This window comes from Chlorogloeopsis sp. ULAP02, from assembly GCF_038404745.2.
Taxonomy (GTDB): domain Bacteria; phylum Cyanobacteriota; class Cyanobacteriia; order Cyanobacteriales; family Nostocaceae; genus Chlorogloeopsis.
The window spans coordinates 26,983-40,234 of the sequence record NZ_JAYKTT020000070.1 but is presented as its reverse complement, the minus strand read 5'-3'; the positions used below and the strand labels follow the sequence as shown (position 1 = coordinate 40,234).

At 40.8% G+C, this 13,252-nt stretch carries 10 protein-coding genes; 2 read left to right on the top strand and 8 right to left on the bottom strand.

The window, feature by feature from the left end; genetic code table 11:
• Positions 1-154: 154 nt before the first annotated feature.
• The 4 genes from U2718_RS24485 to U2718_RS24470 form a co-directional block, all read right to left on the bottom strand.
• Positions 155-1,618, bottom strand: coding sequence for a sensor histidine kinase (locus U2718_RS24485; RefSeq protein ID WP_342002672.1), 1,464 nt, complete (start codon positions 1,616-1,618; stop codon positions 155-157).
• A 7-nt stretch (positions 1,619-1,625) separates the two neighbouring features.
• Positions 1,626-2,177, bottom strand: coding sequence for a heme NO-binding domain-containing protein (locus U2718_RS24480; RefSeq protein ID WP_342002671.1), 552 nt, complete (start codon positions 2,175-2,177; stop codon positions 1,626-1,628).
• Between the two features lie 208 nt (positions 2,178-2,385).
• Entirely contained in the window at positions 2,386-3,120 is a 735-nt protein-coding gene (locus tag U2718_RS24475) for an iron-containing redox enzyme family protein (protein WP_342002670.1), read from the bottom strand.
• Positions 3,117-3,887 carry a class I SAM-dependent methyltransferase gene (locus U2718_RS24470; RefSeq protein ID WP_342002669.1) on the bottom strand — a complete coding sequence of 257 codons (771 nt, stop codon included), beginning with the start codon at positions 3,885-3,887 and terminating at the stop codon, positions 3,117-3,119. Before U2718_RS24470 ends, U2718_RS24475 begins: the two co-directional genes overlap by 4 nt.
• Positions 3,888-4,664: 777 nt before the next feature.
• Here U2718_RS24470 and U2718_RS24465 point away from each other — a divergent pair.
• The gene (locus U2718_RS24465) at positions 4,665-5,660 is read left to right on the top strand and encodes a hypothetical protein (RefSeq protein WP_342002668.1); all 996 of its coding nucleotides are present in this window, start codon (positions 4,665-4,667) and stop codon (positions 5,658-5,660) included.
• A 338-nt stretch (positions 5,661-5,998) separates the two neighbouring features.
• On the opposite strand, the gene U2718_RS24460 is transcribed toward U2718_RS24465, so the two are convergent.
• The 4 genes from U2718_RS24460 to U2718_RS24445 all read right to left on the bottom strand — a co-directional run bounded on the left by U2718_RS24460 (position 5,999) and on the right by U2718_RS24445 (position 11,278).
• Positions 5,999-6,205 (bottom strand): phycobilisome linker polypeptide, encoded by a 207-nt coding sequence (locus U2718_RS24460; RefSeq protein ID WP_016874647.1) that lies wholly within the window; start codon positions 6,203-6,205, stop codon positions 5,999-6,001.
• Positions 6,206-6,430: 225 nt separating this feature from the next.
• Positions 6,431-6,916, bottom strand: a complete 486-nt coding sequence (gene apcB, locus U2718_RS24455; RefSeq protein ID WP_289792635.1) for an allophycocyanin subunit beta — start codon at positions 6,914-6,916, stop codon at positions 6,431-6,433.
• 63 nt (positions 6,917-6,979) lie between these two features.
• Entirely contained in the window at positions 6,980-7,465 is a 486-nt protein-coding gene (gene apcA / locus U2718_RS24450; RefSeq protein WP_026087462.1) for an allophycocyanin subunit alpha, read from the bottom strand.
• A gap of 402 nt (positions 7,466-7,867) precedes the next feature.
• Positions 7,868-11,278: a phycobilisome rod-core linker polypeptide gene (locus U2718_RS24445; RefSeq protein ID WP_342002667.1), complete on the bottom strand. Its 3,411-nt coding sequence runs from the start codon at positions 11,276-11,278 to the stop codon at positions 7,868-7,870.
• Positions 11,279-11,762: 484 nt separating this feature from the next.
• Here U2718_RS24445 and U2718_RS24440 point away from each other — a divergent pair, with 484 nt between their 5' ends.
• The gene (locus U2718_RS24440; RefSeq protein WP_342002666.1) at positions 11,763-12,944 is read left to right on the top strand and encodes a class I SAM-dependent methyltransferase; all 1,182 of its coding nucleotides are present in this window, start codon (positions 11,763-11,765) and stop codon (positions 12,942-12,944) included.
• Positions 12,945-13,252: the final 308 nt, after the last annotated feature.

Genomic DNA, 13,252 nt, shown 5'->3' with positions numbered 1-13,252 from the left:
GGTAGAATATATTCACGCTTCAAATTTAGTTTTGGCACCACAGCATCGCGCTGCGTGCGAATCCTTGTCAAGGCATTGAGTAGAAACTGCTCTGCTGTCCTTTTTTTTCCGTAATTCTCTACAAAACCCAATATCACTTCCTGTGGAGCAATTCCTAAAGACTCTCTTGCATCACATAACTCAGTGATTCAGCATTATTCACTGTTTGGCTATCAACTGATAGAGGAATTGTGATCCAAAACTCGGTTCCTTGATCTGGTTGTGAAACACAACTAAGTTGTCCCTTGTGTTTTTCTACTACTATTTTATAACTGATTGACAAACCCAATCCTGTACCTTTCCCAACAGGTTTAGTTGTGAAAAACGGATCAAAAATTTGTGATTTAATAGCCTCAGGTATACCTGAACCATTATCAGCAATTCTGATTAAGACCGAGTTATTTTCTAATAATTCTGTGGCGATAGTGATTTTACTTTGAGGAGCATGGTTGTCTCCCATAGAGTTTTTACCTTTATGGCTATCCAGCGCATCAATCGCATTACTAATAATATTCATAAATACTTGATTAAGTTGTCCGGGGTAGCACTCTACTAAAGGCAATTTTTCATATTTTTTCACAATTTCTATACCAGAACGATTTGATTGAGTTTTGAGTCGATGTTGTAAAATTAGTAAAGTACTATCTATTCCTTCATGAATATCAACTCTTTTCATCTCGGCTTCATCCAAGCGGGAGAAGTTACGAAGAGATAAAACTATCTCAGTAATACGTTCTGCACCTATTTTTATAGAATTGATGATTTGTGGTAAATCATCAGTTAAGTATTCTAAATCAATATTTTTAAGATAGTCTTGAATTTCTGATATTTGATTAAAATTAAATTTCTGATATATTTTCACTAAGTTTAATAAGTCTCGTGCATACTCCTCAACATAGTTTATATTGCCATAAATAAAATTAATAGGATTATTAATTTCATGAGCTATTCCTGCCACCATTTGCCCAAGACTAGACATTTTTTCTGCTTGAACCAATTGAGCTTGGGCATCTTGCAATTCCACTAAAGATTTTTTTAATCTTTCAGCCTGCGATTTAGCAATTTTAGCTAAATTTTCCTTGATTTGCAATGCACTTTTTAATTCTATTTGTTGTTGAGTTAGTTCTGCTGTTAACTTTTCAGTATCAGCTAAAGCTATATTCTTAGCTTGTAGTAAAAAGATAAAATCAACAATGGGGTCGTGAATTGCAAAATCTTTGAGTTTAAGACCAAAAGGAGCAAGACTATTAGTATCAGTTAGCCAGGGAGAACCAATAAAAAATACTACGTTCTGCTCTAATTGATAGATCATTTGTCCCTTAAGTTGCATTCCATTGTGGAGAAATTCCAAGATGAAAAGAGCGCGAGACTGTTTAATAACAACATCAAAATCAATAGGAATATTTGGACGATTAATTTGAAAATGCTCTTCAAAAGAGTTACCAATTATTTCTTTATGACAAATCCTTTGTAGAACAGAACCAACCTGTATAATTTCCAATTTGTGGTTAATTACAAAATGAAATGGAAACACTTTTGCAAATGAATCAAACGAAAGACTCAACTGAGTAAGAATCATGTTGTTCTCATTGTGGTTTATATTTCACCAAAAATTCATCATGTTCAGCCCCTTCTTCCCGACTTTGGGTTTGGGTAATATCAACTTCTGTATCGAATCTTGTTCCCAATCCCTTAACTAAACCAATCACCATTGGAGCTAGTCCTTCTCTATTTGAACGATAGTGTAAGCTTAAAGTCTCTTCTTCTGTATCTGTACACTCAAAAGATGGAGGTTGCAGTTTAGGAAAACTAATTCCTACGCGAGCATGAAGGTTATCAAGATTTTCTAGAAATTCAACTAAGTTATCCCCACTCATATCCATCAGTTCACCATAACCTTCCTGTGCTGTATACTGCACCCAATATTCTCCGAAAGCTTGCATAACTGCTTGAGGTGACAGATTAAGTACAGCACTAGCAGCTTTTACTAACCTATGAGTTATGTCATCAGGATAAGCTTCCATTCTGATAAAAACATCTACTTCTATCTCTGCTTTTTGCTTAATTTCTTCCCAAATCTTTTCGTCAAAGCGGCTACACACCATATCTTGAATTGCTTTATTGACTAACCCGTACATTCAGCCTCCTGATTTTTATGTCTAATTTAAATTTTTTACTTGCAATCCGACTTAAGAATAAATTTTACACATCTATTTTGAAAGCTTTTGTCATAGCCAAACTTTGCTTTTACACTATCGTTGGATGACAGAGAAAAATAAAGTAGGCTGGATGCTATTTTAGTTGCTAAATCCAGCACACTTACAACAGTATTTTTACTTTTTATTGCTATACATTCATAAGCATCAATGAATTAACAATCAAGCTAGACTCGTTTATTTGACGCTGAACCCCATTAAAGAATTGCACGCGAGCATTCATTGCTTCTAAAATGGCAAGTTTTATCTTTTCTAATTCTTCATTTGTGGTTAGCCGAGGTTCAATCAATGCTGCTAACTTTGCTGCATGGCTATCATCCACATCAATATGGACTTCAAAAAATATCAGAGATTCTTGTGGTAAAGGTGCAGCGCCAATGATGCCTTGATAAAGTTGAGTATATAGTGTACTTACAATACCTTCTGAAGCGTAACACACTGCACCAACTGCACCTAAAAAACCATACTGGTGTGGTATTTGTAGATAGGTATTAACTAAGGCTTGAGTTTCAAGAGTTGGAGTCTGGATGGCAAGAATTTCATCGTCAATGCCAAGTGCACGTGTGAAGCGGCGAAATAATTCTGGATGAGATTGATTTAAATCTCCCTGCCCCATTTCGTCAAATAGATTTTCTAGGATGACTAACTGAGCACTTTCATCTTTACAGCAAGATAAAATGCTAGCTAGGATACGATTAAATTCTTTGGAGAATTTGTACATTTGAACAGCCAGTACTTGTACCTCTTGCAAGGATAATTGTCTAGCACGACAACGGCTTAAAAACTCATGATTCCAAAGGGGATGATTAGCCGTAATTCCACGTAAAGATTCCTGAACGTTAGCAAAAGAAGATAAGTTTTTCATCGTGATACCTGTATAGCGAGATGAAGTGGTAAATCAATCAAAGGACGGAAAAATAATTCATCGAGTGCTATATGTTCTGGAGTAACTCGTAATTCTCTTAAGATTGGCATCGTATTGAAGCCTGCTTTTTTGAGAGCATCAAAATAGTCTTCTAAGGTTTTATGAACCAATTGCACATTTAGCCAAGAACCGTCTCTTTTCCATATCCGCCCTGGAAATTGCCAATCTCGTTTACTGAAGTAGCCTCTACCTTCAACTTCAAAATAGAAGGGATAAGCAGCTTCTCGCATATAGGGAAAAGATGGATGGGGAACACTGAAAACAAATTTACCCCCACAGCAAAGTACGCGTGCGACTTCTGCTATGCATTGCTGGGTTTGAGCAGTTGTTAAGTAATTAAAAAGGAAAACTGCAACTACCAAGTCAAATGTGCGATCGCCAAATCGTTTGAGTTCGGTAGCACACCCTACTTGATATTGAATACCTAAGGAATCTTCTGCTTCCTGCAAGCTTGCTGCGGCAATCATGCCTTCGGAAATATCCATGCCAAATACTTGTGCTGCACCTCTTTTGCGTAACTCTCGGCTGCAATAACCTTCGCCACAACCAAGATCAAGTACCCGCAAGCCATTAACAGGCTCGCAAAGTTCTAGCACAAACGGGCGTGCTGTAAAGTCAGATAGTGAAGCAGGTTCTCCTCTAACCCACTGTGAGGCTGTACTGTTATAAAGGTTTTTAGTGGAATTTTTATTATTTGAGATTGTCATTTTTTTCAGTTTTTTATTAGTTCAATTCAAGAAATCTATTTGGTTAAGATCCTGACGTTTGCATAAATAGTTGGTTTTAAATCATTCTCAAAAGTTATACAGCATAATTCAGAAACAAAACTGTCTTTATGCTCGTTTTTAATACCTAGATTGTGTACTTAACTAAATTACAATCCTTTGGCATTAAGAATATACAATCTGTCAAATCCGAGAAGAACAGAAACAAACAAGTTTGAGTCCTAAGCCTGAAAAAGCTTATAAGTCATACTTCAACTTAATTACTGATAATCAATCGACTCTTTCTCAAAAGAATAAGCTTTTACCAGCTACCTATAGTTTTAGCAATTGTATATTTTGTTGATAATGTTGATTTTACTGATTTTTATTACTTCGATATCAAGAAGTTGCTAGAGTCAGCCAAAACTATAATGTTCACACTATCTTCTATTTATTTACTAGTAAATTCATACAAAGCTAGATAATACCTCAAGAAAATTTCATCTTTATTCGATTAAGCTTCATAATTAAATATGCTTTAAAATTTTTAAATGATTCTCCTCATACTCTTTATTTATGATTTACAGAATTCATCCGAGTTATTACTCTTTTAAATTCATTTATATTCATTCAATATAAGATTATTGGTTTTCATTAGATTAGATTAGTAAGAACTTTATTATTAATCTATAAAACCAGTAGAATTTATCAGTTAGAAATTATATTTCTCTATTTCTAAACCCAACTGTATTCAATCACAAAAATTGAGTGAGGATAATCATGAAAGGATTGTTAGCTAGAGCAGAACTGAACAAGCATTCAGAATATGAGCGTGCGATCGCATTCTCTCAACTAGGCGATCAACTATTTGATGAACTGAGCGATCGCATTGCTACCAAGCGGCAGTATCGACTACTGTTTGAACACAAGTTAAAGCCTGAACTCTTCCAGCAAATCAAAATTGCAGCAGCAACTTACATTTCAGCTTGTTTAAATAGCCCCATCATTCTCTCAGAAGCACAAATGCTCCAGAGATTGCTAGAAGCAAGAAATACTTTGCCTAACTATACCGGAACTGGACTTTTGATGCCAAAGCGAGAACACACTCTGGTTTTTAACCTTTTTCAAAAGAGCGTTGCTGAAGCTTTTTACCAATTAGGAGCAAATGACTTAATCGATGCAGTAGATTTGCCAGTAAATCTCCGCCTGGTATACGGCAAAACCGATCCAGAAAAATCTCGTTTACCCTTTGCTAGCTCAAAATGCCATAGCGATGTTTGGGCAGGAGTTCCAGCAGATGCAACAGTTGTAATTTTGCCGCTGTTTGGTGACATAGACAATATAACTATTGAAGCTGGTGAAATGCACCGTGAAATGGAACTACAAGCCATGCGGATAATGTCCGACTTTGATGAAGGTAGAGATATTCCAATGGTTGTCTCCTATCCAGAAGCACAACTACAACATGGTACAATGTACTTCAACGATGCCCGCGGTTTGCACCAAACAGTTAGACGTAAAGCAGAAGGATTAAGAATTTCAGTAGATTTTAGATTTCGCAGAAAATTCAACGAAGCATACCGGGCAATGTTACCACCAAGTATTGGTGGTGTAGAAGAAGATATGAGCGTACCTTATCAAGAGTGGTTGAAGGTGGGTAAGGAAACACTAATTATATTTGATGAAACTGTTGAGGAGGCAAAGGCAAGGCAGAAAGTAGGAAGCCCAGTTCCACTGTATACGCGTGGATATCGTCTCTTGAAAATGTTTAATTGAACCTTTTGTACTCTTCCTATTTTCAAACAAACTGATTTTTACAAGAAGGCTATCAAATTTAGTCAGTCAATATAAATGAACTAAAAACACTGATCCCCGACTTTTTAGAAAAGTCGGGGATCTCACATTATTAATAGCTCCTTTTTATACCAAATTGGCATAGGGAGTCTTGTTTCAAAATGTTTTAATCCAAAATCGGTATTAGCTATTATCTCTATCAGTAGTACATGTATATTACCAAATCGGCAAGATGCTTGTACTTTTGATTAATAATACGAAAAAGAGGTCTGTTTGACCTCTTACAACTCCCTACAATAATTTGGTCTATAGCAATTACATTAAGCTAAACCAGTATTTGTTCCTTGCTTACCAGTAGCTAATTCTACTTTAACGATTTTGCCGCCCATTTTTTGAATACGTTGCTGTTCGCGGAACCAGTTTTCATAAGGAACTAACTTAGTGAAGTAAGTATTTTGCAATTCCCGTTGAGTGCGAATTCTAGTTTGGCTGGGAACGCAAGCAGTAATTTTAAATAAGCGCGACATTGTCGTAAATCTCCTGTAGCGAAAGTGAAAACTTTATTTATTTCAAAATCTTGTCTTTTTTGTCTTTATTCATTCCAAGGCTGGAAATCAAGCGTCAATACTAGACAGTTATCACTCATCATTCATTTATTTAGCTTGATAAGCGACATAACACCCTAGCACTCACGACTGATTTCCAGACCTTAATTTAAAGTCGCACCTAAACTCTTAAGCGCAAACTATCTCCTAGCTCAAACCAGAGCTGATATAGTCAAAGTAAACACCCATTTCTTTACCAGCGTCAGGGCCTACCAAACTAGCGGTTACTTCCTTCATTGATTGGATAGCTTGTACAGTAGCACCGATGGGTACACCCAGAGAGTTGTAGGTTTCCTTCAAGCCATTGAGTACGCGCTCGTCCAAAATGGAAGGATCACCAGCCAGCATAGCATAGGTAGCATAGCGGAGGTAGTAATCCAAATCGCGGATGCAAGCAGCATAGCGGCGAGTGGTATACATGTTACCGCCGGGACGGGTGATATCAGAGTACAGGAGGGACTTAGCCACAGCTTCTTTCACGATCGCAGCAGCATTAGCAGCGATTGTGGTAGCAGCACGTACACGTAGTTCTCCAGTTGAGAAGTAGCCCTTGAGCTTCTCTAGAGCAGCAGTGTCCAAGTACTTACCTTGAACGTCTGAAGAATTAATAACAGCGGTAATTGCGTCTTGCATGTTGTTATTTCCTTATTTCCAACTTTATTGCAATACTTCTGTTTAGCACAGAAACAGCTTTACCTACGCCAAAGCACCAGCGACGTAATCGAAGTAAGCGCCTGCTTCAGAAGCATCATCAGCAGACAACAGGGAAGCAGCAACATTCTTCATTGCGCTTACACCAGCTGCAACGGCATCGATGGGAGTACCGAGAGACTTGTACATTTCACGAACACCCACAATACCAATTTCTTCAATTGGGGTGACATCACCAGCTACAACACCGTAGGTAACAAGGCGGAGGTAGTAATCTAGGTCGCGTAAGCAGGTAGCGGTCATTTCTTGACCGTAAGCGTTGCCACCAGGAGAAACAACATCAGGGCGCTTTTGGAAGAGCTGATCGCCAGCTTGCTTAACAATCCGCTCACGGTTATCTGTCAAAACCTGAGCAATCCGTAGGCGCTTTTCACCACCAGAAACAAAGCTCTTAATCCGATCCAGTTCGCCAGGGCTGAGATAGCGGGCTTCTGCATCTGCATTCACGATGGACTTCGTGACGATACTCATTAATGGATTCCTCCAATACGAATAAAACCAGAATTTGATTATACTGGTGCGACTTTTCAGTGGCTGATTTAACTTGTCTTCACTTTTGTTAGACTCAGCAGTTATTTTAAGATGCTTGAGTAATTAAGAGTAAACAAGCTTTATAAATTCAGCTACCTTCCGGAATTATTTTCGGGCATTATGTTGAGCATTTATGACTGCTTTTAACAGTTTGTAACATTACTTTTCATGTTTAAAGTCGCACCACTATTCTGAAAGCAATGTTACGAAAAGTTGCAACAAGAGCCAAAACAAGCTAGAGGAGCCGAGGGAGTGTGCAACTCCCCTCGTTTCCTCTGCTATACAAAAGTTGTTCTGGATCTTTATCCCGACCAAAAGATAGCCAAAGAAAATGACCAGTCTTTAACTTTGGCTATAGCGCCCAGTTAATACAGATGGAGACAAGCTAGACCAAGACTGCTTGACTAGATCTGCTGCTGCCTTGACACTGCCGAGGTAGTTACCCGCAGGTAGGGACGGATAGCGCTGATAAGGCACTACATCCTCACCAAAGTAACGGGTATACTCTGGACTATTCACCATCGCCTCTACAGCTGCTTTCAAGCCGCCATCAGCCAGTAGTTTGTTGTACTGGCGAATTTCTGCCTGAGTAGCTGGTGCACGTCCCAACAGGTGACGGAAGAGGAATTCGATCACCTTGGTGTTGGGATAGGGGGTGTAGAAGCGCTTGCGATAAATTTCGGAGCTAGCTAGATCGCGCACAAACTCGCGTACAGAAATTTCTCCGTTCCGCAGTTTGCTTTCTAAATCAGAACGGCGGAAATACTGAGGAATCTGACCACTAAATACGTCCATTACCTGAACGTAAATGGCGTTCATCACCTGTTGCATTTCTGCTTGGTTTGCCCCTACAGTCATGCGGTAAATACGTGCCGGTTTGCGGCGGGTAGTACCTACACCCACTTCTACCGACTGTCCGCGACCATCGTTAAAGGAACGACCTAGTTCAACAAACAATGGCTTGCTCTTATCGATCACCTTTGCTTGTGCCGCCATGTCTGCGATCGCCTTTGCCATAATTGGCATTTGGGCTACATTCATCCGCGACTTGGTTGGCTCAAAGCTGGGGATGACAATATCCTTGCTTTGCTTGGTCAGCTGGTTGTATAGCTTCTGAGTATTCGGGAAGTTTGCCGCTGGTAAAGTTGCAAAGCGGTTAAAAGGTACGGTGTCTTCACCAAATGCTTGCAGGTATTCTGGAGTATTTAGCATTGCTCGAATAAAGGCGCGAATACCCTGAGTTGCAAGAATCTGATTATACTTCCTTATTTCCGCCTGATCTGCTGGTGCTCTTCCCAAGAAATGCTTGGTACCAAGCTCAATCACCTTAGTATTAGGATAAGGCGCATAGAATTCTTTTAGGTATAAGCCAGAACAACCTAAACCTTCAATGAATTCCTTAACAGTGATTTCACCGTTACTAAGCTTACTTTCCAATACTTTGAATTCTCTGGAAGAAGCAACATAAGGTGCAATATCCCGCTCGAAAATCTGGCGATAGGCAGCGCTAATTACAGTTTGTACGGCGACTTTGTCGTTTGTACCCGCCACCAACTTAAAGATTTTCCTTTGTTCGCGCTTTTTGCTAACGCCTTGGTTGATACGGAATTGAACATCAGGTTCTGTCCGGCTTTCTTTGACAGTACCCAGTTCTACAAAGCGTGGTGTTTCTTCCTTCTCAACTTTCGCACCCACATCTTCGCGGATGCTACCAACGCGGAGTTTCCGCAAAGCCACACCAGATGGGGTCAAATACCGTTCGTATGGAACTGTATCTTCACCAAAGGCCTCACTGTACTCTTGTGAGTCAATGATGGCGTCCACTAAGGCATAAAAGCCTTTCTTGGAGCAAATATCAAAGTACTTATTGTTTTCTTGACGACCATAGGTTGGACGTCCCAACAAGCGACGGTGGATGTACTCGATCGCCTTACACACATATAGCGGCGTCCAGTACAGCTTGCGGAACAGATCTGACTTCGCCAAAGCCCGAATAAACTCACGTACAGAAATTTCGCCGTTTTCTAGCTTAATTTCTTGCACTTTTAGTCGCTGTCCTTCGTAGACATCGCGACCGAAAACTTGCAGGTAAGCTGCCCGAATTAACGCTTGAGTGGAGCTTTCGGAGTATTTAACGCTTGCACCCTTGCCAGTTCCCTTGCTCAGTGTTCTGGGAATTTGATCCAAGCGGAAAACTTTTGCACCCAAAGTGCCAGGAAACTCACCACGAGCGCTGGGGTTGCCAGTCTGGTTGTTAGTCGCTGGCCCCTGGTGAATGAGGATGCGTCTTGTATCTTTACCAAAAGGAGCAGGACGGCTGCTGGGGTTGCGAGTTTCTTTCGGGAAGATTGCTCCGAACTGAATTTCTAGCGGATCGTTACCGGAACCGTAGGGATGTTGATCGGGCAGAGGCTGTTCGTAGTCAGCAAAGGTCGTGATAAACTGAGGTATTTTGCGGAAAGGCGCACTGTATTTAAACAGATCTTGCTGTGGCCCCCAGTTACGACATTCTTGAGCTTCTTGACCCAAACCGCGGATGTAAGGTACTGTTTCTTCGCCAAAGTAGTCAGAGTATTCCTCAGAATCTACCAAAGCATCAATTAATGCTGCTAGACCACCTTTGGAAACAATATCAAAGTATTTTTGTACCTCTTCTCGGCTGCTAGGCCCTCTTCCCAAAATATGACGAAAAGCAAGTTCTAGAGCACGGCTGTTAATAAAGGGTTCGTAAAATTGTTTGCGATAAAGTGGAGATTTGCCAAGGCGGCGAACAAACTCTTTCATTGAGATGTCGCCATTCTTAACCTGGGATTCTAAATAAGATATGGACAAGCTGTAAGCGCGAGTAATGTCACGCTCAAAGATTTGCCTATATGCTGCCTTGACAACCTCAGTTTTTTCGGCTGCAGATAGCCCAGGCTTCATCACAAACTTTTGACGCCTTTCAGCTGCATTGAAGTAAACCTGGGGCAGTTGTAAACCTTGTTGATCACCAGAAGGACGCTGCCGCAGTTTATTAGAAGGGCTGGGTGCTTTGAATTCTGAAATCAAAACATCCATGTACTGAGACACAATGTCTGCTGCCTCAGAATCTTGGCGGAAATAAGAAAGCGCAGCTGCTTTCATTTCCTGCAAAGCCACAATTGTTGCTTCACCAGAGCAGGCGTTTTCAATTATTTCCCGTAGACCACGCGTATTTACAGCGATGATGTTAGGGTCACCAGCAACGATCGCATAAGTGGCATAGCGCAGGAACCAGGATAAGTCCCGCAAGCTCTTCGCCATGTTAGCTGGGCCATAACGGGCAATATTAATTGGCCGGAATCCTGGAGGAGTCGGGCCGCTAGGTGAAGAATTAAAGATGGAACGTAAATTTTCTAGGAAGCCACCACGAGTTTCCACATAGGTGACAGTTCCCAATTTCATTGCATCTCTAACATCCGAGGAAGATGCAGCAGCTGCTACTGCCATCGCTACTTCTGGTTGCCTGGGCTTTTCTAAGAAAGCCATAGGTGAGCCCCCAACAAAAATTCTGTTGGCAGCACGAGAAACAATTATCTCGGAATTGTCAGTTAGAATCTGGGCAATTTCTAAACGTCTTGCACCAGATGCAAAATAATTAGCCAGTTCACTCAGTTCACCAGCTCCCAGAAAGCGATCTTGCTGCTCTGCCTGAGAAATGGTTGATACTGCTAGGGTTTGGTATAGTTGCGGACGCGCAACTGAGCTTCCACCACTTGCCTTAACACTCATCGGATTTGTAAAACTCCCATCATATGCGTTTATGTGTTAAGTCTGGGCCAGTTTTGGGCTTGACACACGGATATAGTTATGCATTCCCGTGCCGCCTTCTCATCTGCCAGAAAAAAATTAACCCAATCAGCTTTTAGATTAGAACGTTTTGCGATTTATCTGGGGCTTTATTAAGAAGTGTGTAGAAACTGTAGTGTTAATGTGTCGGCTCTTTAAGATGATTGCTACAGTTTTCTGAGAGAAAACCTAAGTTTTGTATCTATAGCGAAAAAAGCCTCATGCAAGGACTTGACCAAAAGGGTATTAGCTAACTTAATTTTATCTGACAGCCATAACATCCATGCGATTGAATGTGTCGATGTTTTTGAGGCGATCGCATTTCCTAAGCCATGGTTTAACATCACAAGCTACTGCCAACTCAACAATTCCCTAAATAGCAACTACAAGCGATAAACTCAAAAATACTGCGATTTCAGCTCCAGATATGTCTGACTCACAAACAATTAGCGCTGCTGTTGCCAATTTATACAACACCTACCCTTTTCCCCCTGAACCACTGCTAGACGAACCGCCCCCAGGTTATAACTGGCGTTGGAATTGGCTAGCTGCCTACAACTTCTGCATAGGAAAAAAACCTCAAAAGCAAGACATCCGCATTTTGGATGCTGGTTGTGGTACAGGGGTAGGAACAGAGTACCTAGTCCACCTTAATCCTGAAGCTAGTGTTGTGGGCATTGACCTCAGTGCAGGTGCTTTAGAAGTAGCAAAAGAGCGTTGTCAGCGTTCTGGAGCCAACCGCGTTGAGTTTCATCACCTCAGCTTGTACGACGTAGAACAGCTTCCGGGTGAGTTTGACTTTATTAATTGCGTAGGAGTGCTGCACCACTTACCCGATCCGATTCGTGGTATTCAAGCCTTAGCAACAAAGTTAGCCCCTGGCGGCTTGATGCACATCTTTGTTTATGGGGAATTGGGACGCTGGGAAATTCAACTGATGCAAAAAGCGATCGCTCTCCTCCAAGGGGAAAAACAGGGTGACTACCGCGATGGTGTTCAGGTAGGACGAAAGATATTTGCCTCACTTCCAGAAACTAATCGACTTGTCAAGCGAGAAAGGGAACGTTGGTCGCTAGAAAATCAGCGTGACGAGTGCTTTGCCGATATGTATGTCCATCCCCAGGAGATAGACTACAATATTGAGACTTTATTTGAATTAATTGATGCATCGGGATTAAAATTTATTGGTTTCTCTAATCCTGGTTTTTGGGATTTAGACAGACTTTTGAGCAAAGCACCAGAGTTGGTTGAACGAGCAAAAAAATTAAGTGATCGCCAACGCTACCGTCTTATAGAATTACTTGATCCAGAAGTTACCCATTACGAGTTTTTCCTCGGTCGCCCTCCGCTTGCTAAAGCTGATTGGTCAGACAATAAAATTCTTTTGGCAGCCATTCCTGAACTTAATCCCTGTATTGATGGCTTTCCTAGTCAATGTATATTTAATTACGATTACCAAATAGTCAACTTGTCACCAGTCGAGCTGGAGTTTTTGCAAAAGTGTAATAGTCACTCAACAGTGGCTGAGATTTTGGCAAATTTGCAGCTTAGTTTAGATGAAGTCAGAAAATTCCTCAAGCAGCAGCTAATTTTATTAACACCTGCTTAATTGGTTATTGGTCATTGGTAGGGGCTGGTTTTACTGACTATCTTTACGGTTGAAAAAGACAATTTATGTTTTAAACCCGCCCTATAGTGGTTAGTTGTTCTCCCTATCTCCTGAAGCCCCTCTGCTTACAACAGCCACTAAGCAGAGCCACTAAACCCTCGTTACCAGGTTGAACCTGGTAACAAGAACCAGAAATGGTGCTGCCATTACTTGAGAAAAACACACAGTCCAAAGAAGCATGAGATAGCATAGTAAAGGTACCAGAGGAGAAATAGTTTTCTTCCTCGCTCATTCCAGCTTGCTATCTT

Bases quoted from the DNA above. Each gene is read 5' to 3' on its own strand.
- U2718_RS24485 (WP_342002672.1), bottom strand. From the start codon at position 1,618: ATGATTCTTACTCAGTTGAGTCTTTCGTTTGATTCATTTGCAAAAGTG.
- U2718_RS24470 (WP_342002669.1), bottom strand. From the start codon at position 3,887: ATGACAATCTCAAATAATAAAAATTCCACTAAAAACCTTTATAACAGT.
- U2718_RS24440 (WP_342002666.1), top strand. From the start codon at position 11,763: ATGTCTGACTCACAAACAATTAGCGCTGCTGTTGCCAATTTATACAAC.
- U2718_RS24445 (WP_342002667.1), bottom strand. From the start codon at position 11,278: ATGAGTGTTAAGGCAAGTGGTGGAAGCTCAGTTGCGCGTCCGCAACTA.
- U2718_RS24480 (WP_342002671.1), bottom strand. From the start codon at position 2,177: ATGTACGGGTTAGTCAATAAAGCAATTCAAGATATGGTGTGTAGCCGC.
- apcB (WP_289792635.1), bottom strand. From the start codon at position 6,916: ATGCAAGACGCAATTACCGCTGTTATTAATTCTTCAGACGTTCAAGGT.
- U2718_RS24465 (WP_342002668.1), top strand. From the start codon at position 4,665: ATGAAAGGATTGTTAGCTAGAGCAGAACTGAACAAGCATTCAGAATAT.
- U2718_RS24460 (WP_016874647.1), bottom strand. From the start codon at position 6,205: ATGTCGCGCTTATTTAAAATTACTGCTTGCGTTCCCAGCCAAACTAGA.
- U2718_RS24475 (WP_342002670.1), bottom strand. From the start codon at position 3,120: ATGAAAAACTTATCTTCTTTTGCTAACGTTCAGGAATCTTTACGTGGA.
- apcA (WP_026087462.1), bottom strand. From the start codon at position 7,465: ATGAGTATCGTCACGAAGTCCATCGTGAATGCAGATGCAGAAGCCCGC.